This is a genomic window from Streptococcus sp. BS35b, from assembly GCF_000286475.1.
GTDB lineage: Bacteria > Bacillota > Bacilli > Lactobacillales > Streptococcaceae > Streptococcus > Streptococcus oralis_W.
The window spans coordinates 79,502-100,637 of record NZ_ALKH01000012.1 but is presented as its reverse complement, the minus strand read 5'-3'; the positions used below and the strand labels follow the sequence as shown (position 1 = coordinate 100,637).

27 protein-coding genes are annotated in these 21,136 nt (G+C 42.3%); 24 read left to right on the top strand and 3 right to left on the bottom strand.

Annotation, left to right across the window (positions count from 1 at the left end):
* Positions 1 to 80: 80 nt before the first annotated feature.
* On the bottom strand, positions 81 to 284 hold the full coding sequence (locus HMPREF1149_RS11410; protein ID WP_162278996.1) for a ferredoxin: 204 nt from the start codon (positions 282 to 284) through the stop codon (positions 81 to 83).
* Positions 285 to 329: 45 nt separating this feature from the next.
* Here HMPREF1149_RS11410 and HMPREF1149_RS09695 point away from each other — a divergent pair, with 45 nt between their 5' ends.
* The 16 genes from HMPREF1149_RS09695 to HMPREF1149_RS09625 all read left to right on the top strand — a co-directional run bounded on the left by HMPREF1149_RS09695 (position 330) and on the right by HMPREF1149_RS09625 (position 10,524).
* Positions 330 to 836 carry an SAG1386/EF1546 family surface-associated protein gene (locus HMPREF1149_RS09695; RefSeq protein ID WP_001040924.1) on the top strand — a complete coding sequence of 169 codons (507 nt, stop codon included), beginning with the start codon at positions 330 to 332 and terminating at the stop codon, positions 834 to 836.
* A gap of 9 nt (positions 837 to 845) precedes the next feature.
* A complete protein-coding gene (cmk, locus tag HMPREF1149_RS09690) occupies positions 846 to 1,520 on the top strand; it encodes a (d)CMP kinase (RefSeq protein ID WP_000849406.1) in 675 nt (224 codons plus the stop codon).
* A gap of 118 nt (positions 1,521 to 1,638) precedes the next feature.
* Positions 1,639 to 2,145 (top strand): dihydrofolate reductase, encoded by a 507-nt coding sequence (locus HMPREF1149_RS09685; protein ID WP_000162304.1) that lies wholly within the window; start codon positions 1,639 to 1,641, stop codon positions 2,143 to 2,145.
* On the top strand, positions 2,145 to 2,315 hold the full coding sequence (locus tag HMPREF1149_RS11580) for a hypothetical protein (protein WP_000442251.1): 171 nt from the start codon (positions 2,145 to 2,147) through the stop codon (positions 2,313 to 2,315). Before HMPREF1149_RS09685 ends, HMPREF1149_RS11580 begins: the two co-directional genes overlap by 1 nt.
* Positions 2,316 to 2,346: 31 nt before the next feature.
* Positions 2,347 to 3,579, top strand: coding sequence for an ATP-dependent Clp protease ATP-binding subunit ClpX (clpX, locus tag HMPREF1149_RS09675; RefSeq protein ID WP_002874765.1), 1,233 nt, complete (start codon positions 2,347 to 2,349; stop codon positions 3,577 to 3,579).
* Positions 3,580 to 3,587: 8 nt separating this feature from the next.
* Positions 3,588 to 4,175: a ribosome biogenesis GTP-binding protein YihA/YsxC gene (yihA, locus tag HMPREF1149_RS09670; protein WP_000405196.1), complete on the top strand. Its 588-nt coding sequence runs from the start codon at positions 3,588 to 3,590 to the stop codon at positions 4,173 to 4,175.
* Positions 4,176 to 4,184: 9 nt separating this feature from the next.
* On the top strand, positions 4,185 to 4,565 hold the full coding sequence (locus HMPREF1149_RS09665; protein WP_001140430.1) for a RidA family protein: 381 nt from the start codon (positions 4,185 to 4,187) through the stop codon (positions 4,563 to 4,565).
* Between the two features lie 51 nt (positions 4,566 to 4,616).
* On the top strand, positions 4,617 to 5,507 hold the full coding sequence (gene rapZ / locus HMPREF1149_RS09660; RefSeq protein ID WP_000163046.1) for an RNase adapter RapZ: 891 nt from the start codon (positions 4,617 to 4,619) through the stop codon (positions 5,505 to 5,507).
* Entirely contained in the window at positions 5,504 to 6,481 is a 978-nt protein-coding gene (locus HMPREF1149_RS09655) for a YvcK family protein (RefSeq protein WP_001231060.1), read from the top strand. The genes rapZ and HMPREF1149_RS09655 overlap by 4 nt, the downstream gene beginning before the upstream one ends.
* A complete protein-coding gene (gene whiA / locus HMPREF1149_RS09650; RefSeq protein WP_000011269.1) occupies positions 6,478 to 7,389 on the top strand; it encodes a DNA-binding protein WhiA in 912 nt (303 codons plus the stop codon). Before HMPREF1149_RS09655 ends, whiA begins: the two co-directional genes overlap by 4 nt.
* 132 nt (positions 7,390 to 7,521) lie before the next feature.
* Entirely contained in the window at positions 7,522 to 7,908 is a 387-nt protein-coding gene (locus HMPREF1149_RS09645; RefSeq protein ID WP_000842552.1) for a DUF1310 family protein, read from the top strand.
* A gap of 4 nt (positions 7,909 to 7,912) precedes the next feature.
* Positions 7,913 to 8,134: a hypothetical protein gene (locus HMPREF1149_RS09640; protein WP_000410314.1), complete on the top strand. Its 222-nt coding sequence runs from the start codon at positions 7,913 to 7,915 to the stop codon at positions 8,132 to 8,134.
* Between the two features lie 47 nt (positions 8,135 to 8,181).
* The gene (locus HMPREF1149_RS0102195; protein ID WP_000743070.1) at positions 8,182 to 8,574 is read left to right on the top strand and encodes a DUF1310 family protein; all 393 of its coding nucleotides are present in this window, start codon (positions 8,182 to 8,184) and stop codon (positions 8,572 to 8,574) included.
* Positions 8,575 to 8,576: 2 nt separating this feature from the next.
* A complete protein-coding gene (locus tag HMPREF1149_RS09635; protein WP_000371918.1) occupies positions 8,577 to 9,824 on the top strand; it encodes an Mbeg1-like protein in 1,248 nt (415 codons plus the stop codon).
* Positions 9,821 to 10,207, top strand: coding sequence for a hypothetical protein (locus HMPREF1149_RS09630; RefSeq protein ID WP_009067771.1), 387 nt, complete (start codon positions 9,821 to 9,823; stop codon positions 10,205 to 10,207). Before HMPREF1149_RS09635 ends, HMPREF1149_RS09630 begins: the two co-directional genes overlap by 4 nt.
* A gap of 5 nt (positions 10,208 to 10,212) precedes the next feature.
* Positions 10,213 to 10,524, top strand: coding sequence for a hypothetical protein (locus tag HMPREF1149_RS09625; protein WP_000024397.1), 312 nt, complete (start codon positions 10,213 to 10,215; stop codon positions 10,522 to 10,524).
* A gap of 90 nt (positions 10,525 to 10,614) precedes the next feature.
* Here the strand turns inward: HMPREF1149_RS09625 and HMPREF1149_RS09620 are convergent, their stop codons facing one another.
* Positions 10,615 to 11,583, bottom strand: coding sequence for an NAD(P)/FAD-dependent oxidoreductase (locus HMPREF1149_RS09620; protein ID WP_000081034.1), 969 nt, complete (start codon positions 11,581 to 11,583; stop codon positions 10,615 to 10,617).
* 136 nt (positions 11,584 to 11,719) lie between these two features.
* On the opposite strand from HMPREF1149_RS09620, the gene cdaA reads away from it, so the two are divergent.
* The 8 genes from cdaA (at position 11,720) to HMPREF1149_RS09575 (ending at position 19,897) form a co-directional block, all read left to right on the top strand.
* The gene (gene cdaA / locus HMPREF1149_RS09610; protein ID WP_001011080.1) at positions 11,720 to 12,577 is read left to right on the top strand and encodes a diadenylate cyclase CdaA; all 858 of its coding nucleotides are present in this window, start codon (positions 11,720 to 11,722) and stop codon (positions 12,575 to 12,577) included.
* Positions 12,564 to 13,346, top strand: coding sequence for a CdaR family protein (locus tag HMPREF1149_RS09605; RefSeq protein WP_001230921.1), 783 nt, complete (start codon positions 12,564 to 12,566; stop codon positions 13,344 to 13,346). The genes cdaA and HMPREF1149_RS09605 overlap by 14 nt, the downstream gene beginning before the upstream one ends.
* Positions 13,347 to 13,374: 28 nt before the next feature.
* Positions 13,375 to 14,727: a phosphoglucosamine mutase gene (gene glmM / locus HMPREF1149_RS09600; RefSeq protein ID WP_000521457.1), complete on the top strand. Its 1,353-nt coding sequence runs from the start codon at positions 13,375 to 13,377 to the stop codon at positions 14,725 to 14,727.
* A 73-nt stretch (positions 14,728 to 14,800) separates the two neighbouring features.
* Positions 14,801 to 15,175: a DUF1149 family protein gene (locus tag HMPREF1149_RS09595; RefSeq protein WP_001050092.1), complete on the top strand. Its 375-nt coding sequence runs from the start codon at positions 14,801 to 14,803 to the stop codon at positions 15,173 to 15,175.
* A 2-nt stretch (positions 15,176 to 15,177) separates the two neighbouring features.
* Complete coding sequence (locus HMPREF1149_RS09590; RefSeq protein WP_000762156.1) at positions 15,178 to 16,026, top strand: DegV family protein; 849 nt, start codon at positions 15,178 to 15,180, stop codon at positions 16,024 to 16,026.
* 39 nt (positions 16,027 to 16,065) lie between these two features.
* Positions 16,066 to 16,833 (top strand): 4-hydroxy-tetrahydrodipicolinate reductase, encoded by a 768-nt coding sequence (gene dapB, locus HMPREF1149_RS09585; RefSeq protein ID WP_000027880.1) that lies wholly within the window; start codon positions 16,066 to 16,068, stop codon positions 16,831 to 16,833.
* Entirely contained in the window at positions 16,830 to 18,029 is a 1,200-nt protein-coding gene (locus tag HMPREF1149_RS09580) for a CCA tRNA nucleotidyltransferase (RefSeq protein WP_081502348.1), read from the top strand. The genes dapB and HMPREF1149_RS09580 overlap by 4 nt, the downstream gene beginning before the upstream one ends.
* Entirely contained in the window at positions 18,026 to 19,897 is a 1,872-nt protein-coding gene (locus tag HMPREF1149_RS09575; RefSeq protein ID WP_001279092.1) for an ABC-F family ATP-binding cassette domain-containing protein, read from the top strand. The genes HMPREF1149_RS09580 and HMPREF1149_RS09575 overlap by 4 nt, the downstream gene beginning before the upstream one ends.
* Positions 19,898 to 19,934: 37 nt before the next feature.
* Here the strand turns inward: HMPREF1149_RS09575 and mntE are convergent, their stop codons facing one another.
* A complete protein-coding gene (gene mntE / locus HMPREF1149_RS09570) occupies positions 19,935 to 21,122 on the bottom strand; it encodes a CDF family manganese efflux transporter MntE (protein WP_000813907.1) in 1,188 nt (395 codons plus the stop codon).
* Positions 21,123 to 21,136: the final 14 nt, after the last annotated feature.

Below are 21,136 nucleotides of genomic sequence, written 5' to 3'. Positions count from 1 at the left end.
TTACCTAGAAATATGCTAAACTAGTAGGTGAAGGGATTAAAGTGATAAAGAGAATCTACAAAATCAATCTCCCTTTTAAACTATGATGGATCTTTTAGAAGTGCACGTGTAGGACAATTTTTGATGGCCTCCAGAACATCGCTGTTCTCAGCGATTTCTCTTTGCAATTCAACTGGATCATCGCAAAATCGAACGATTCCATTATCATGGTAATCAAAGAGTTCAGAATAGGTTTGGCAAAGCCCGCAGGCGATGCACCGTTCAGGTATAAGTGTGAGTTTCATATTTATATTGTAATAAGAAAGTTTAAAAAATACAAGGAGTAAGGTATGGCAAAGGAACCATGGCAAGAAGATATCTATGAAAATAGTGAGGAAGAATCAAGATCAGAGCGTCGTCGCCGTAAACAAAAAGGAAAAGGCGCTGTTGCCAATCGTGTCTTAACAGTTCTAGCTAGCCTCTTCTTTGTGATCGTTGTAGCGATGGTGGTTGTATTGATTTACTTATCAACCGGAGGAAGCAATCGTACTTCATCTTTGAAGGACTTCTATGATACATCGTCTCCTTCTACAAGTTCAAGTTCTAAAGTAGAAGCATCGTCATCTTCAAGTAGCAAGGTAGAGGAAACATCTTCTTCTGAAACAACTCCTTCAGAGAGCAGTTCAGAAGAGCACACAGAAGGAGAAGGAACACTCACTGTGCATCCTGGAGAGGGTGAGGCAGCTCTTGCTCAACGTGCAGGGATTTCCATTGCTCAATTAGAAGCCCTAAATCCTTCTCACATGTCATCTGGATCTTGGTTTGCCAACCCAGGTGATGTGATTAAGACAAGATAGGAGTCGGGAATGAAGACAATTCAAATTGCTATTGATGGTCCAGCTTCCAGTGGTAAGAGTACGGTTGCAAAGATTGTCGCTAAAGATTTTGGTTACACTTATCTCGATACGGGCGCTATGTACCGTGCTGCGACTTATATAGCGCTTAAGCACCAGTTGGATGCAGGAAATGTAGACCAACTTCTTGAGCTTCTTAACCAACACCCCATTAGTTTTGGACGTTCAGAAACAGGCGAACAACTTGTTTTTGTAGGGGATGTGGATATCACTCATCCTATTCGTGAAAATGAAGTGACCAACAAGGTTTCAAGCATTGCTGCCATTCCTGAGGTGCGTGAGAAACTGGTTTCTCTTCAGCAAGAGATTGCCCAGCAAGGTGGTATCGTCATGGATGGCCGTGATATCGGGACAGTTGTTTTACCACAAGCTGAACTCAAGATTTTCCTAGTGGCTTCTGTTGAAGAAAGAGCAGAACGTCGTTACAAGGAAAATATTGCTAAAGGGATTGAAACAGACCTTGAAACGCTGAAAGAAGAGATTGCTGCGCGTGACTACAAGGATAGTCATCGTGAAACCTCACCTCTCAAACAGGCTGAGGATGCAGTTTACCTTGACACAACTGGACTAAGTATCCAGGAAGTGGTCGAAAAAATCGAATCAGAAGCAAAAAAATATATGTCCTAGGGACGAGAGGAGCAGGCTAAATGATGCCTGCTCCTTTTCTCTCTTTTGCGCGCGTTTCAAAACAGTCTTTTTGGGAGAATTTTGATAAAATAGTAATATCAATAAAAAGGACGGAAGCATGACAAAGAAAATCATAGCCATTTGGGCCCAGGATGAAAAAGGTGTGATTGGGGAGGAAGATCGTCTCCCTTGGCATTTGCCAGCAGAGTTGCAACATTTTAAGGAAACAACTTTAAATCATGCCATACTGATGGGACGAGTGACCTTTGATGGCATGGGACGTCGTCTGCTTCCAAAACGGCAAACCCTGATTTTAACGCGCAATAGCGAAGAGGTCATAGATGGGGCGCTCGTATTTCAAGATGTGGAGTCTGTTTTAGCGTGGTATCAGAGTCAGGAAAAAAATCTCTATATCATTGGCGGAAAACAGATTTTTCAGGCTTTTGAGCCTTATTTAGATGAAATCATCGTGACACAGATTCATGCTCAGGTGGAGGGAGATACCTATTTCCCTGAGGAGTTTGACTTGTCTCGTTTTGAAACAGTTGCAAGCAAATCTTACACCCGAGATGAGAAAAACGACTATGATTTTACCATCGAATACCGAGATAGAAAGGAAGTCTAATGGAGCGCAGTATATTTGGATTTTTCACAGCTTTTTTGTGTGTGATCTGTATTTTGACTGGAGCACAGGCTTTTCGTAAGAAGCGCTATGGACTGTCTGCCTTACTCTGGTTGAATGCTTTTACCAATCTGGTAAACAGTATTCATGCTTTTTACATGAACTTATTTTAGATAGAATGATAAATTAGAATGGAAGGAAATCATGCCTACAAATAGGAAAAATGATATGATGGTTTATTGCTCATTTTGTGGTAAAAGCCAAGAAGAAGTAAAGAAAATAATCGCTGGGAACAACGCCTTTATCTGTAATGAATGTGTGGAGTTAGCCCAGGAAATCATTCGGGAGGAGTTGGCTGAGGAAGTTTTGGCAGACTTGTCTGAAGTACCAAAACCAATCGAACTCCTCAATATCTTAAACCACTATGTGATTGGTCAGGATCGTGCCAAACGTGCCTTGGCAGTGGCTGTATACAATCACTATAAACGCATCAATTTCCACGATACGCGTGAAGAGTCAGAAGATGTGGATTTGCAGAAGTCAAACATCCTGATGATTGGGCCAACTGGTTCAGGGAAAACTTTCTTGGCTCAGACTTTGGCTAAGAGCTTGAACGTGCCTTTTGCTATTGCAGATGCGACAGCTCTGACTGAGGCTGGTTATGTGGGTGAGGACGTGGAAAATATCCTCCTCAAACTCTTGCAGGCTGCTGACTTTAACATCGAACGTGCAGAACGTGGGATTATCTACGTGGATGAAATTGACAAAATTGCCAAGAAGAGCGAGAATGTGTCTATCACACGTGATGTTTCGGGTGAAGGGGTGCAACAAGCCCTTCTCAAGATTATCGAGGGAACTGTCGCTAGCGTGCCACCTCAAGGAGGACGCAAACATCCACAACAAGAGATGATTCAGGTGGATACCAAGAATATCCTCTTTATCGTGGGTGGTGCTTTTGATGGCATCGAAGAAATCGTCAAACAACGTCTGGGAGAAAAAGTTATCGGTTTTGGCCAAAATAACAAGGCGATTGACGAAAACAGCTCCTACATGCAAGAAATCATCGCAGAAGATATTCAAAAATTCGGTATTATCCCTGAGTTGATTGGACGCTTGCCTGTCTTTGCTGCTCTTGAGCAATTGACGGTTGATGACTTGGTTCGCATCTTGAAGGAGCCAAGAAATGCCTTGGTGAAACAATACCAAACCTTGCTTTCTTATGATGATGTTGAGTTGGAATTTGACGATGAAGCCCTTCAGGAAATCGCCAATAAGGCTATCGAACGCAAAACTGGTGCGCGTGGTCTTCGATCAATCATCGAAGAAACCATGCTAGACGTTATGTTTGAAGTTCCAAGTCAAGAAAATGTGAAATTGGTCCGCATCACAAAAGAAGCTGTCGATGGAACGGAAAAACCCATCCTAGAAACAGCCTAGAGGTGACTATGGAAATCAATACACACAATGCTGAAATCTTGCTCAGTGCGGCCAACAAGTCCCACTATCCGCAGGATGACTTGCCAGAGATTGCCCTTGCAGGGCGTTCAAATGTTGGCAAGTCTAGCTTTATCAACACCATGCTGAACCGCAAAAATCTTGCTCGTACATCTGGGAAACCTGGGAAAACCCAGCTACTCAACTTTTTTAACATTGATGACAAGATGCGTTTTGTGGATGTACCAGGTTACGGCTATGCCCGCGTTTCCAAAAAGGAACGTGAAAAGTGGGGGCGCATGATTGAGGAGTACCTGACGACTAGGGAAAATCTCCGTGCGGTTGTCAGTTTGGTGGATCTCCGCCACGACCCGTCAGCAGATGATGTGCAGATGTACGAATTTCTCAAGTATTATGAGATTCCGGTTATCATCGTTGCGACCAAGGCGGACAAGATTCCCCGTGGTAAGTGGAACAAGCATGAATCAGCAATCAAAAAGAAATTAAACTTTGACCCAAGTGACGACTTCATTCTCTTTTCATCTGTCAGCAAGGCAGGGATGGATCAGGCTTGGGATGCAATATTAGAAAAATTGTGAGGGAAAGAAATGGCAAAAACAATTCATACAGACAAAGCTTCAAAGGCTATCGGACCCTATGTTCAAGGAAAAATCGTTGGCAATCTTTTGTTTGCTAGCGGTCAAGTTCCCCTATCTCCTGAAACTGGAGAAATTGTAGGAGAAACGATTCAAGAACAGACCGAACAAGTCTTGAAAAATATCGGTGCTATTTTGGCTGAAGCAGGAACAGACTTTGACCATGTTGTTAAAACAACTTGCTTCTTGAGCGATATGAATGACTTTGTTCCTTTTAACGAGGTTTACCAAACTGCCTTTAAAGAGGAATTTCCAGCTCGTTCAGCTGTAGAGGTTGCACGTCTTCCTCGTGATGTAAAAGTCGAAATTGAAGTGATCGCAGAGATTGGATAAGCTAGTTGAAGTTTGGCTCTGCCAAACTTTTTTTGATATAAGGAGAGATAGATGACAAAGAAACAACTTCACCTGGTGATTGTGACAGGGATGAGTGGCGCAGGGAAAACGGTAGCCATTCAGTCCTTCGAGGATTTGGGATATTTCACTATTGACAATATGCCGCCAGCCCTCTTACCAAAGTTTTTGCAGTTGGTAGAGACCAAGGATGATGACCATAAGTTAGCCCTAGTAGTTGATATGCGGAGCCGTTCCTTCTTTTCAGAGATTCAGGCTGTTTTGGATGAATTGGAAAACCAAGACGATTTGGACTTCAAAATCCTCTTTTTGGATGCAAAAGATAAGGAATTGGTGGCCCGTTACAAGGAAACTAGACGAAGTCACCCTCTAGCAGCGGATGGTCGGATTTTAGATGGCATCAAGCTGGAACGTGAACTCTTGGCACCTTTGAAAAACATGAGTCAAAATGTGGTGGATACGACAGAACTCACTCCTCGTGAACTGCGTAAAACCATTGCAGAGCAATTTTCAGACCAAGAACAAGCCCAGTCTTTCCGTATCGAAGTCATGTCATTTGGATTCAAGTATGGTATCCCGATCGATGCAGACTTGGTTTTTGATGTCCGTTTTTTGCCAAATCCATACTACCTTCCGGAACTCCGTAATCAGACAGGTGAGGATCAAGCAGTTTATGACTATGTGATGAATCATGAAGAGTCTGAAAGTTTCTATCAGCACTTACTCGCCTTGATTGAACCCATTTTGCCAAGTTACAAAAAAGAAGGCAAGTCTGTTTTAACTATCGCAGTAGGTTGTACAGGTGGACAGCACCGTAGTGTTGCCTTTGCCAAACGAATTGCTGAGGATCTTGCTAAAAACTGGCCTGTCAATGAAAGCCATCGTGACAAAGACCGAAGAAAGGAAACGGTAAACCGTTCATGAGAAAACCAAAGATAACGGTGATTGGTGGAGGAACTGGTATCCCCGTCATTTTGAAAAGCTTGCGCGAAAAGGATGTTGATATCGCAGCCATCGTAACGGTAGCTGATGATGGTGGATCTTCTGGTGAACTAAGAAAGAATATCCAACAGCTGACACCACCAGGCGATCTTCGCAATGTTCTGGTAGCCATGTCGGATATGCCTAAATTTTATGAGAAAGTTTTTCAGTACCGCTTCTCGGAAGAGGCTGGAGCTTTTGCGGGTCATCCTCTAGGAAATATCATTATAGCAGGACTTTCTGAAATGCAAGGGTCCACTTACAATGCCATGCAGCTGCTAAGTCTCTTTTTCCACACAACAGGAAAAATCTACCCCTCAAGCGATCAGCCTTTGACACTGCATGCAGTCTTTAAAGACGGTTCTGAGGTGGCAGGTGAGAGCCACATTGCAGATCATCCCGGCATGATCGACCATGTTTATGTGACCAATACCTTGGATGATGAAACACCGCAAGCCAGCCGTCGAGTGGTCAATACTATCCTAGAGAGTGACATGATCGTCCTGGGGCCTGGTTCCCTCTTTACATCGATTTTGCCGAATATTGTCATCGAGGAGATCGGGCAGGCTCTCTTGGAGACTAAGGCAGAGATCGCCTATGTCTGCAATATCATGACCCAGCGTGGGGAAACAGAGTACTTTTCAGACAGTGACCACGTGGAAGTCCTCCATCGACACTTAGGTCGGCCTTTTATTGATACGGTCTTGGTTAATATCGAGAAGGTTCCTAGAGAATACATGGATACCAACCGTTTTGATGAATATTTGGTTCAGGTAGAGCATGACTTTGCTGGTCTTTGCAAGCAGGTCCCTCGTGTGATTTCATCCAACTTCCTTCGTTTGGAAAATGGAGGAGCCTTCCATGATGGCGATTTGATTGTAGACGAATTGATGCGGATTATACAGGTGAGAAAATGAGTTTTACAGTTGCAGTAAAAGAAGAAATTCTTGGTCAACACCATCTCAGTCGTCATGAATTGTCTGCCATCATCAAGATGTCTGGCAGTATCGGTCTCTCTACTTCAGGCCTGACCTTGTCCGTCGTGACCGAAAATGCCAAGTTAGCTCGTCATCTTTATGAGTCTTTTCTCCATTTTTATGACATCAAGTCAGAAATTCGTCACCATCAGAGAAGCAATCTTCGCAAGAATCGTGTCTACACGGTCTATACCGATGAGAGGGTGCAGGAGCTTTTGGCTGATTTGCGGCTTGCGGATTCCTTCTTTGGTTTGGAGACGGGTATTGATCCTGATATCTTAGCAGATGAAGAAGCTGGTCGTGCTTACTTATGTGGCGCCTTTCTGGCAAATGGTAGTATCCGAGATCCGGAGTCTGGCAAGTACCAGTTGGAGATCAGTTCCGTTTATCTGGACCATGCCCAAGGATTGGCCTCTCTTCTTCAGCAGTTTTTGCTGGACGCCAAGGTTATTGAGCGCAGGAAAGGTGCAGTTACTTATCTCCAACGTGCAGAAGACATCATGGATTTCTTGATCGTGATTGGGGCCATGCAGGCGCGTGATAATTTTGAGAGTGTCAAGATTTTGCGTGAAACTCGTAATGATCTCAATCGGGCTAATAATGCCGAGACAGCTAATATCGCTCGGACGGTTTCTGCTAGTATGAAGACCATTAATAATATCAGTAAAATCAAAGATAGAATGGGTTTGGAAAATTTACCCGTGGATTTGCAAGAGGTAGCGCAGTTGCGGATTCAGCATCCAGACTACTCTATCCAGCAGTTGGCAGATAGCCTGAGCAATCCCCTAACCAAAAGTGGTGTCAACCACAGACTCAGAAAGATCAATAAAATAGCAGATGAATTATAAAACCACGAATCAGTTGATCCGTGGTTGTTTTTCTTGAAGTTAGTAAATATGTGAGAAGAATTTTAAAGGAAGCCAACTCTATAATCTATGGTATACTATAGATGAGTTATGCTGTAGAACAAAGGAGGAAATATGAAAAGTTCTAAAAAAAGTATGATTATTTTAATCAGTATTTTAGCAGTAATTGGAATCACAGTAGGAGGATGTAGCATGCACCAATACCAAAAGAAACAAGGAATGATTGCCATCGCGACAAGCGAGGAAGCAAAAAAGGTTTATGAAAATCATATGAGAGCATTAGATTCCAAAGCCTTAACTGATGATGGAATTATTAAATCGTATGAAATTGATAAAGATACTCTATATTACAATCCCATGGGAGGGATGGAGGTTACAGTTTATGTGAATGATGATGAGGATTTGGAATTTCAATTTGGAATCATTGAAGATAATGAAGGCATTTTAAAATCTAGTGGTTATATATACTCAGGGAAATTAGCAAAACTTCTTGGAGAATAGAGTTATGGAAAAAGAATATATCAATGAAAAACAACTTCAAATAGCTATGACAGAATATAGAAATTTAAAGTTAGATAATATTGCTAGAACTCCTAATAATGAGAAATTAGGCACAGTCACCCAAGTATACAACAATACCACAGGAGCGGGCGAGCAGGTTTATGCAGTTGTAAAAAATCCTTATGGAAAAGCAGATGATGTAGAGGAAAATTATGCTATACTATGAGTAAGTTAGTCCCTAATTCATTGATAGGATAGCGTAAAGGAGGCACCATGAAAAAACCTAAAAAAAGTATGATTATTTTATTCAGTATTTTAGCAGTAATTGGAATCGCAGTAGGAGGTTGTAGTATGTACCAATATCAAAAGAAACAAGAAATGATTGCCATCGCGACCAGCGATGAGGCGAAGAAAATTTATGAAAGCCATATGAAACATAGAGATTCATATGCACTGACTGAAAAAGGCATAATTAAATCTTATAAAATTGATGTTGATTCATTGGAGTATAATCCAATGGGAGGTATGGAAGTAAGAGTCTATGTTAATGACGAAAAAGATTTATGTTTTCAATTTGGTGTTGTAAGAAATAGAGAGGGTAATTTAGAATCCAGTGGCTACGTTACGTATCCAAAACTCGCAGAACTTCTTAGGAGCAATAATTAATTATGGATCAAGAATACATTAATGACTATCATTTGCAAATCGCAATGACTGAATATAGAGATTTGTTTAAAGGTGGAGAAGCTGTTACACCTAACAATGAAATTCTTGGCACTGTCACCCAAGTCTACAACAATACCGCAGGAGCGGGTGAGCAGATTTATGCAGTTGTCAAAAATCCTGATGAAAAAGCTGAGGATGTACAGGAAGTAACGGTCCTTTTTCGTGGTTCTACGGGTCCAGATCATATTTTGAATGAAGCACCAGATGTCTGGAATGACTGGGCTGAAAATGATGCAGTTATAGCCAAGAGAATTGTAATGCAAAGCAATCCCAGCGACCGAGACAATTCTACCGAGCAGCTAAAGGCTTCTGCCAGAGCTTTAAAAGATGTCATGGAAAAATATCCTAATGCCAAGATTAACATCTACGGGCATTCGCTTGGATCTATGGATGCTCAGTATGCCATGGCTGACCTAGAAGCGGCCCAAACCGAACGAATCCAACAGGCTTATATTTACAACGGCCCTGATATCTATCGAATCCTTAGCCCTGAACAGAGAAAAATTGTCGATCAGATTAAAGGACGTATCTACAACTATGCTGACCCTAAAGATATGATCAGCATGGTTGGTAGAGATCCCTCGAAGGGCAGTATCGGTTCTGTAGGTATGGTTTATTATGTAGATAGTGAACAAGAAGATTTTGTAAATCAGCATATGACTTATGGTTATCGCTTGGATAAGGATGGGAAAATAAAAATTCTCTCCAATACTAGTACAGTCGCATATAATAGCTTTCTGATTAAAATGGAGAGTTTCAAAAGGCTTAAGAAGAGTCTATCTTCTGATGGTTTTACATCTGATGAGCGAATCTTTCTAGACTCTGAACAGGCTAAGCTAACGGCGTCAGGTATTTGCCATATTGTAACAGAAGAACTAGATGTTCTCAAAAAAATATATAATGAAGGTGTTCAAGATGCGAGTGAAGTGCTTGTATCTTGCAGTAATGTTCCTTGGGGTTTCACCCTAAGTCCGTACGAAACGGAGGTTGCCTATTCTGATGGAGGAGTGACTTATGAAACAACTGTTGGTGTCATTCAAAAGAGGTTTACTCCAGTTCTTGATACTGCGAAACAATTAGAGAAAGATTTTACAGACTTAGAAAAGCAAATCCAAAACGGTATTCAGAAGAAATTAGATGAAGATAAGGCATTGGCGAATGAATTTAAGCAATGGAAGAGTTTGATATGATAGAAGATGAAATCAGGAAAAAGCGCCAACGTATTGAAGAATGTGAGGATGACTATCGACGTTCTTGTAAAAAAATCGAAAATCAGTACGAAGAGGCCAATTATAAATTTCAGCAATTGTGTCATATGATTGATGAAAAGCATCGAATCATTTCCCATACCTTAGACCAGCTAGGCGGCGACACAACCGAATGGCGTTATCAATCCAATCGACTAGCATCCAACTTTAGTCAACAAATCGAAATGGCGTATAGAAATAGACAAAGACAACTCGAACAAGAAGAATTGGAGCTCGAACAGGATTACAAGCGGCAACACCGTCTCTTAGAAGATGAGCTTGCCAGAGCTCAGGAGCAAAAAAGACGCTTAGAAGAACGAGGTTAAGGACCATGGCGAATGTATTTGATTACATTAATGATTTTTTCGCAGGGGGAGAGGAAGCTCTAAGAAATATAGAAAAAGAGCTGGAACGATCATTTATAAAAAACATCTTGGCTCCAGCAAAAAAAGCTCGTATTTCCACTATAGAAAAAGATACAGAAAAATATATGAAGATTTCTCTATTAAGTGCTCAAGAAAGTTTGAAAGAAGTTTCGAAAAATATTGATAGTTCGATGAAGGGAGAATTTTCTAGAAAAGTAGTTGAAACTATAGAAACGAAAAGTAAAGAATATCCAAAAGCTTTAAATGGTACAAAGTAGACTTTTGCTTTTTAAAGTAAAACTCCAGTAAGTTGCTTTTTATAGCAGATGAATTATAAAACCACGAATCGTTGATCCGTGGTTCTTTTCTTATAAACTGGTCGAGTGTTTTGGTTGCACTTTTTGTTCTGGGTCGATGTAGTTGATGGCATTGTTAACAGCTGTTGGAGCTTCCCCCAGTCCTGTCGCAATCAAATCAATTTTTCCTTCATAGTAACAGCAGTCGCCGATAGCATAGATACCTGATTGGCTAGATTCTTGCTTGCTGTTGACGATAATCTTGTGACGGTTGAGGTCCAGACCCCAGTTTTTAAGGTTACCGACAGAAGACTTGAAGCCGTAATTGACAAAGAGGTGGTCTAGGTCGATAGTTTCGGTTTCATCTGATTTGACTTTGGTGATTTCTAGTTTGTCGAGTGTTTTTCCATCTCCGAGAAGTTGGCTAGGGACGAACGGTGTCTTGATAGTTACAGATGATTCTTGCAAGGCTTGCACACTATGTTCCAAGGCGCGGAAGTTATCTCTGCGGTGAACAAGGGTAGTTGGGGCAATCTTTTCAAAAGCCAGAGCCCAGTCCACAGCTGAGTCTCCCCCACCAAGGATGGTCACTTTCTTGCCAGCGTATTGCTGAATGTTGGAAACGTGGTAGTGGATATTTTCATAGTCCTCAACGTTCTCCAATTCGAGCGGACGTGGTTTGAAGGCGCCACCACCCATAGCAATGATGACGGTTTTAGTCAGGTGACTTCCCTTGTTGGTTGTAATGGCAAAGCCTTGATCTTGTTTTTCAATCTCAAGAACGGTTTCATTGAGAAGAATAGGGGTATCAAAGCTGTTTAGCTGTTCAATCAAGCGATTGGTTAGCTCTTCCCCAGTTAAGTTTGGAAAACCTGGCACGTCAAGGATTTGCTTTTCAGGGTAGAGGATGGCTGGTTGACCACCGAGCTGGGGAAGAGAGTCGATGATTTGGACTTTGGCTTGGCGTAGGTGGGCGTAAAAGGCAGCAAAGAGCCCGACAGGACCGCCACCTACAATGGTAATATCATAGAGTTGAGACATGATTTCTCCTTCGTTTTTTCTAATCAGTTTATTTTATCATATTTTTGCTTAATTTAAAATGAGGTAGGATAGGGAAAAAATGGGCAAAAAATGGTATAATGGTACAGAAAGTGTTTTGAAAGGGAGGAGGCCAAGGATGAATTTTCAACAATTATCCAATTTACAATACTGGACGAGTTTGTTTTCAAGTCCTTGGAGTATAGTCACCAATCTGATTGATATTCTCATTGTGACTTATATTTTATATCATTTTACTAAAGCTATTGCAGGCACCAAGATTATGATATTGGTCCGTGGAGTCTTAGTTTTTATTCTAGCCCAGATTCTTTCCAATATGATTGGTTTAACGACTATTTCCTGGTTGATCAATCAGATCATCACTTATGGGGTTATTGCAGCGGTGGTTATCTTTTCACCAGAGATTCGGACTGGTTTGGAACGATTGGGCCGGGCTACTGATTTCTTCTACAATGCCCCTATTAGTGCGGAAGAGCAGATGGTTCGTGCATTTGTGAAATCAGTTGAATACATGAGTCCACGTAAGATTGGTGCTCTGGTAGCAGTGCAGCGTGTGAGAACCTTGCAGGAATATATCTCGACAGGGATTCCTTTAGATGCTAAAATTTCGGCTGAATTGCTTATCAATATTTTTATTCCCAATACTCCCTTGCATGATGGTGCTGTCATTATCAAGGAAGACCGGATTGCTGTAACTTCAGCGTATCTACCCTTGACTGAAGATACCGGAATTTCCAAGGAGTTTGGAACGCGTCACAGGGCGGCAATCGGTTTGTCGGAAGTGTCAGATGCTCTTACCTTTGTGGTTTCGGAAGAAACGGGTGGAATCTCCATCACCTATAATGGAGTCTTTAAGCACGATTTGACCTTGGAAGAGTTTGAATCTGAATTGAGAAGAATCTTACTTCCAAAATCCGAGAAAAAGCAAGGTCTGAGAGAGCGCTTGCTAGGAGGATTGAAACATGAGAAAAAATAGTCTATACATCATTTCTTCCTTCTTTTTCGCCTGCATTCTCTTTATCTATGCAACTTTGACAAACTATCAGAATAGCAACAGTGCCAGACAGGTGCGGACGGAGACTTATACGAACACAGTTCTTAATGTCCCAATTGATATTCAGTATGACAGTGATCAGTATTTTATCAGTGGTTTTACATCTGAGGTGACGGTCTTTCTAACAGGGTCAAATAGAGTTGCTTTGGCGAGTGAGATGCAGGAAAGCACCCGCAAATTTAAGGTGACAGCTGATCTTTCTGATGCCAGTGTAGGAACCATCGAAGTTCCTCTAACCATTGAAAATCTTCCGAGCGGTTTGACGGCTGTTGCGACACCGCAAAAGATAACAGTGAAGGTCGGTAAAAAAGCAAAACGGGACAATGTCATTGTTGTGCCGGAGATTGATCCTAGTCAGATTGATTCTCGCGTGAAAATCGATACAGTTACTGTATCAGATGAAAAAGTAACGGTTATTAGTGATGAGGAAACCCTCTCCAAAGTAGATCGTGTCATTGCCATCTTACCGACGAGTGAACGGATAACTGGAAACTACTCGTCCTCTGTTCCTCTACAAGCAGTCGATAAAAATGGAAATGTCTTACCAAGCGTCATTATGCCGTTTGACACAACTATGAAAATTACAACAAAAACAGCAACGTCTAGTTCAAGTAACTCGTCAATAAGTTCCTCAGAAGGCAGTTCGTCTTCAACGAGTTCAGAAACAAAATCAGATTCGTCTAAACAATAATAAATAATAGAAAAGGATGATAAATAAAATGGGTAAATATTTTGGGACCGATGGAGTCCGTGGAGAAGCAAACGTAGAACTGACACCAGAATTGGCTTTTAAACTAGGCCGTTTTGGTGGTTATGTCCTCAGTCAACATGAAACGGAAGCTCCTAAAGTCTTTGTAGGCCGCGATACACGTATCTCAGGAGAAATGCTAGAATCTGCCTTGGTGGCAGGTCTCCTCTCTGTAGGGATTCACGTCTACAAACTTGGTGTCCTTGCAACACCAGCAGTAGCTTACTTGGTAAAAACTGAGGGAGCCAGTGCAGGTGTCATGATTTCTGCCAGCCACAACCCAGCCCTTGATAATGGAATTAAATTCTTTGGTGGGGATGGCTTCAAACTTGATGATGAAAAAGAAGCTGAAATCGAAGCCCTGCTAGATGCTACAGAAGACACTCTTCCACGTCCAAGTGCAGAAGGTTTAGGAACCTTGGTGGACTATCCAGAAGGTTTGCGTAAGTACGAGGGCTACCTTGTTTCAACTGGAACACCTCTTGAGGGAATGAAAGTGGCCTTGGACACAGCAAACGGTGCAGCGTCTACAAGTGCCCGTCAGATTTTCGCTGATCTTGGTGCCCAGTTGACAGTTATCGGTGAGACACCAGATGGTCTTAATATCAACTTGAATGTGGGTTCTACACACCCAGAAGCTCTTCAAGAAGTAGTGAAAGAAAGCCAATCAGCTATTGGTTTGGCCTTTGACGGAGACAGTGACCGTTTGATTGCTGTTGATGAAAATGGCGACATTGTTGATGGTGATAAGATCATGTATATCATCGGGAAATACCTTTCTGAAAAAGGCCAGTTAGCCCAAAATACGATCGTAACAACCGTTATGTCTAACCTTGGTTTCCATAAGGCCTTGGATCGTGAAGGCATCAATAAGGCAGTCACTGCAGTTGGTGACCGCTATGTCGTCGAAGAAATGAGAAAATCAGGCTATAACCTTGGCGGTGAACAGTCTGGTCACGTTATCTTGATGGATTACAATACGACAGGTGATGGACAGTTAACTGCCGTTCAACTAACAAAAGTTATACGGGAAACAGGTAAGAGTTTGTCACAATTGGCATCGGAAGTAACGATTTACCCACAAAAGCTGGTCAATATCCGAGTGGAAAATGCCATGAAAGAAAAAGCTATGGAAGTACCAGCCATCAAGGCAATCATCGAAAAGATGGAAGGAGAAATGGCAGGAAACGGCCGTATCCTTGTTCGCCCAAGTGGTACCGAACCTCTCTTGCGAGTTATGGCAGAGGCACCTACAGCAGAAGAAGTCAATTACTATGTAGATACGATTGCTACTGTTGTTAAAGGTGAGATCGGTATTGACTAAAGCCTAGAAAACTAGATGAAATGATAAAAATGTGGTACAATTGCATAGTAAATTGTAGCAATGGGAGAGAGAAATGAATCTTAAACGAGAACAAGAATTTGTTAGCCAGTATCACTTTGATGCTCGTAACTTTGAATGGGAAAATGAAAATGGAGCTCCTGAAACCAAGGTAGACGTGAACTTTCAGTTGCTCCAACATGACCAAGAAAACCAAGTAACTTCGCTTGTTGTTATCTTGAGTTTCATGATTGTCTTTGACAAATTTGTCATCAGCGGAACAATTTCTCAAGTTAACCATGTGGAAGGTCGCATTGTCAACGAACCAAGCGAATTTAACCAAGAAGAAGTCGAAACCTTGGCACGTCCATGTTTGAACATGCTCAATCGTTTGACGTATGAAGTAACAGAAATCGCCTTGGATCTTCCAGGGATCAATTTGGAGTTTTAGTCATGAAATTAGCTGTCATTACAGATTCTTCAGCCTATTTAGAGGAGAAGACGCTGCAAAGAGAGAATCTTTTTATCTTGGATATTCCTGTCAATATTGATGGAGAGGAGTATGTTGAAGGTGTCAATCTGACTGCTGAGGAATTTTATCAAAAAATGGCTCAGTCTGCAGAATTGCCTAAAACCAGTCAACCAAGTATTGCCAAATTGGATGAGATTCTTAGTTCTTTGAAAGACGAGGGTTATACCCATGTCTTGGGACTCTTTCTTTCGTCAGGAATTTCAGGTTTTTATCAGAACATCCAATACATGTTGGAAGAGTATGATGGCTTGACCATTGCCTTTCCGGATACCCATATCACAAGCTCCCCTCTAGGATTTATGGTAGAGAGTGCTTTTGAATGGGCAGAACAAGGCGATGATTTTGCCCAGATTCAGGAGAAGTTGGGGATTCAAATTGCTGATAATTCAGCCTTTATCATAGTAGATGATCTCGACCACTTGGTTAAGGGAGGACGTTTGTCAAATGGGGCAGCCGTCTTAGGGAATCTCCTCAGTATCAAGCCTATTCTTTATTTCAATGACCAAGGTGTGATTGAAGTTTACGAAAAAGTTCGTACAGAAAAGAAAGCAATCAAACGTTTGGTAGAAATCATCAAGGAGTTGACAAAAGATGGGGACTACCGTATAACAGTCATTCATGGGAACGCTCCTCAAAAGGCAGCGGATTTACGTCAGCTTTTGATGGAGAGTGGTGTGACTGCTGAAATTCCAATTGAAACCTTTGGTAGTGTCATTGGGACCCACCTTGGAGAAGGTAGTATCGCCTTGAGCTATACACCAATCGTCTAAATTGTTCTTACAAGTTTTGTATCTTAGTCAGGAGTAGAGATGAGTATTCGAGTAATTATTGCCGGTTTTAAGGGAAAGATGGGCCAAGCTGCTTGTCAGATGGTCTTGGCTGATCCAGACTTGGACTTGGTCGCAGTTTTGGATCCGTTTGAGTCTGAGTCAGAATGGCAGGGAATTCCTGTTTTCAATGATAAGGCTGACTTGGCTGGTTTTGAAGCGGATGTCTGGGTGGATTTTACTACACCAGCCGTTGCCTACGAAAATACACGCTTTGCTCTTGAAAATGGCTTTGCTCCTGTCGTAGGAACAACAGGATTCACTAGTGAAGAAATTACTGAACTAAAAGCATTTTCCCGTGAACAAGATTTGGGTGGTTTGATTGCTCCTAACTTTGCCTTGGGCGCGGTCTTACTTATGCAATTTGCGTCCCAGGCTGCCAAATATTTCCCAAATGTGGAGATTATCGAGCTCCATCATGACAAGAAAAAAGATGCTCCGAGTGGAACAGCCATTAAAACAGCTGAGTTGATGGCAGAAGTTCGAGAGTCTATCCAACAAGGTGCGCCTGATGAGGAAGAATTGATTGCTGGTGCCCGTGGTGCTGATTTTGATGGCATGCGGATCCACTCAGTTCGTTTGCCAGGCTTAATAGCTCATCAAGAAGTCATCTTTGGCAATCAGGGAGAAGGATTGACCATCCGTCATGACTCCTATGATCGCAGCTCCTTCATGACAGGGGTCAATTTGGGAATCAAAGAAGTTGTCAAGCGTCATGAGCTTGTCTATGGATTAGAACACTTATTATGAGATTAACGCAAATGCCTTCTGAATTTCAGAAGGCTTTACCAGTATTAGAAAAAATTAAAGAAGCAGGCTTTGAAGCCTATTTTGTTGGAGGCTCTGTTCGAGATGCCCTCCTCAATCGTCCCATCCACGATGTGGATATCGCGACATCATCCTATCCAGAGGAGACAAAGCAGATTTTTCCGCGAACAGCTGATATCGGAATCGAGCACGGAACTGTCTTAGTTTTAGATGGGGACGAGGAGTATGAGGTAACCACCTTTCGGACCGAAGATGTCTATGTGGACTATCGCAGACCCAGTGCGGTTTCCTTTGTGCGTTCGCTAGAAGAAGACCTCAAGCGCCGTGATTTCACAGTTAATGCCTTTGCCTTGGATGAGACAGGCGAAATTATTGACTTGTTCCATGGTTTAGAAGATTTGAAAAACCAAGTCTTGCGAGCAGTTGGAGTGGCTAGTGAGCGTTTCAACGAAGATGCTCTGCGTATTATGCGTGGTTTTCGTTTTCAGGCCAGTCTCGGTTTTAAACTTGAGTCAGAAACTTTTGAGGCGATGAAGACTTTGACGCCGCTTTTGGAGAAAATTTCTGTAGAGCGCACCTTCGTTGAGTTTGATAAACTCTTGCTGGCTCCTTTTTGGCGAGTTGGTCTGTCTTCCATGATTGAGAGTCGAGCTTATGACTATCTTCCAGACATGGCAGGAAGCCAGGGCAAGCTCAACAGACTGTTTGTTTTGGAGACTGATTTCACTTTTGAATCTTCTGAACAAGCCTGGGCAGCTCTGTTGTGGGCTTTGGAGATTAAAGATGCACAGCCATTTTTGAAAGCTTGGAAAACCTCACGCCAGTTTGCCAAGCAAGTACAGGATTTGCTGACTATTTTGGTTTTGCGAGAAGAAGGAGAGCTGAGCAAGCGCGATTGTTACCGCTTTGACTTGGATTCCCTTCTACAAGCTGAAAGTCTTCGTCAGGCTCAAGGGAAAGAAGTCAACCCACAAGCCATCAAAGAAACTTACCAGAGTTTGACCATTCATGATAAGAAAGAAATCCAGATTAACGGAGGAGTTCTGATTAAGGAATATGGTTACCAGCCAGGACCAGACTTGGGAGAGATTTTAACAGAGATTGAGTTTGCCATTGTCGATGGAGAGTTGGAAAATGATCGTCAAGCCATCCATGCTTACCTGAGGGAGAAAAAATGAGTGATTTTATCGTTGAAAAACTAAGCAAATCCGTTGGTGACAAGACCGTTTTTAAGGATATTTCCTTTATCATCCATGACTTGGATAGAATCGGTCTGATCGGTGTCAATGGAACGGGTAAGACCACCCTTTTAGATGTTCTTTCAGGTGTTTCTGGCTTTGATGGAGATGTCAGTCCATTTTTGGCTAAGAATGATTATCAGATTGGCTACTTGACCCAGAATCCAGATTTTGATGATAGCAAGACAGTTTTGGACACGGTTCTCTCCAGCGACCTCAAGGAAATCCAGTTGATTCGTGAGTATGAGTTAATCATGCTCAACTACAGTGAGGACAAGCAGGCTCGTTTGGAACGGGTCATGGCAGAGATGGATTCTCTCCAAGCCTGGGAAATTGAAAGCCAGGTCAAGACGGTCCTCAGCAAGCTGGGTATTCAGGACTTGTCGACTCCAGTTGGTGAATTGTCAGGCGGTCTGAGAAGACGGGTTCAGTTGGCGCAAGTTCTCCTAGGAAACCACGACCTCTTGCTTCTGGACGAGCCGACCAACCACCTGGATATTGCGACCATTGAGTGGCTGACTCTTTTTTTGAAAAATTCCAAGAAGACCGTTCTCTTTATCACACATGATCGTTATTTCCTAGATGCACTATCAACGCGGATTTTCGAGTTGGACCGCGCAGGCTTGACCGAGTATCAGGGGAATTATCAGGACTATGTCCGCCTAAAAGCGGAACAAGATGAGCGTGACGTAGCTCTTCTCCACAAAAAAGAACAACTTTATAAGCAAGAACTGGCCTGGATGCGCAGACAACCACAGGCACGTGCGACCAAGCAACAGGCCCGTATCAATCGTTTCCACGATTTGAAAAAAGAAGTTTCAGGTGGCGTTGCTGAAACAGACTTAACCATGAACTTTGAAACCAGTCGGATTGGGAAGAAAGTCATCGAGTTTCAGGATGTTTCCTTTGCCTATGAAAACAAGCCCATTTTGCAAGATTTTAATCTCTTGGTGCAAGCTAAAGACCGTATCGGAATTGTTGGGGATAACGGTGTAGGGAAGTCAACTCTGCTTAATCTCATCGCAGGAAGTCTTGAGCCGACTAAAGGTCAAGTTATCATCGGTGAGACGGTTCACATTGCCTATTTCTCTCAACAAATTAAAGTTTTAGATGAAAGCAAACGCGTTATCAATTACCTGCAGGAAGTGGCAGAAGAAGTCAAGACCAGTGGTGGTTCTACGACTTCCATCGCTGAGTTGCTGGAGCAGTTCCTTTTCCCACGTTCGACGCATGGAACCCTGATTGAGAAGTTGTCTGGTGGAGAGAAAAAGCGTCTTTATCTCCTCAAATTGCTTTTGGAAAAACCAAATGTTCTTCTTTTGGACGAGCCGACAAATGATTTGGACATTGCAACTCTGACAGTTTTGGAGAATTTCTTGCAGGGTTTTGCCGGCCCTGTCTTGACAGTTAGCCACGACCGTTATTTTTTGGATAAGGTAGCGACCAAGATTCTCGCTTTTGAGGATGGCAAGATTCGTCCTTTCTTTGGTCATTACACCGACTACCTTGATGAAAAAGCCTTTGAAACTGATATGGCCAATCAAGTGCAAAAGGCCGAAAAGGAAAGAGTGGTCAAAGTTCGAGAGGACAGGAAACGCATGACCTACCAAGAAAAGCAGGAGTGGGCAAGCATTGAAGGCGATATTGAAACATTGGAAGGTCGTATCGCTGCTATTGAAGAAGAGATGCAGGCAAACGGCTCTGACTTTGGCAAACTAGCGACCCTTCAGAAAGAACTAGACGAGAAAAACGAAGAACTCCTTGAAAAATACGAACGCTATGAATATCTAAGTGACTTTGATAGTTAGGTGAATAGAAAAATCCTGTCATTACGACAGGATTTTTCTATTCTTCTTTTTTAGTTTCCTGGTGGAAGATATTTTGCCAAGTCTCATGGCGACGCCAGATACTGGTATGGACGATTCCGTCCATCTCATAGCAAATAAGTTTGGTTTTCTGACTAATGGAGGTAATCTGAATGTCCTTAATTGCAGCTTTAAGTTCTTTTTCAGCCTTATAGGCCTCTTTATCCATCTGCTCTCCATCTTGACGGATATAGATAAAGTCCTCAGCAAGGAGTTCTTCTAGTTGGTTTCCTTGGTCAATCAATTGCTCGCGCATGAGCAGTTTTTTGTAGACATTGTCTAAAATTTCGTCTTCAGGTATAGGCGCTGGCTCGATATGGACGTCGGTATCAAAGACTCCAAAACGCTCTTCTAGCATAGACTCGACCTGGTCTGCAATCTCATGACTTTCATAGACAGATAAGTCGGGATTCATTTCTAAGGTGATATCAAGGTAGATGTTGCTACCGTAGGTACGCCCTCTTTGGGACTTGACCTTACTAATCTTTGGAATCTCCATGATGGCCTTTTGGTAGTCTTCTAGTAGCCGGTCATCAAAACCATCTGAAAGACTGAAGGACGATTCGATAAAGATATCATAGGCTGTCTTTAAGATAAAGAAAGTGATGATGATAGCGACTAATTTATCCACAATCGGATAATTAAAACTGCTGGCTAGGATAGCAATGGAAGTACCAAGCGAGGTGACTGCATCGGAAAGATTATCTTTAGCTGCTGCCTTTAGAGCTTTGGATTTGGATTTCTTACTGAGGCGTGTGTTATAGAGATAAACGACAAACATAACCGCTGCAGAAATGATTCCTAGAAATGCTCCCAGAGGATCGATAATCGTTTGTTCCCGACTGAGAATTTTCTGAATGGTATCCCGAAGCACATCAAAGCCAACGTAGAACATGATGATGGAAGTGATCAAACTAGCTAAATCTTCAATCTTCCAGTGTCCAAAGCGGTGGTCACGGTCTGCAGGCTGGCGAGCCATCCGAATGCCAATCAGAAGAGCAACATTTCCGATAATATCGGATACGTTATTGAAACCATCCGCTACCAAACTGGATGAATGAAGTAGATGACCAGTTGCTAATTTTGCCGCAGACAAGAATAAGTAGGTCGAGATACTGATAATGGCACCACGCTCAGCTAACTTGAGATTTGAGATTGATTGTTTCATCAAACTTCCTTTTC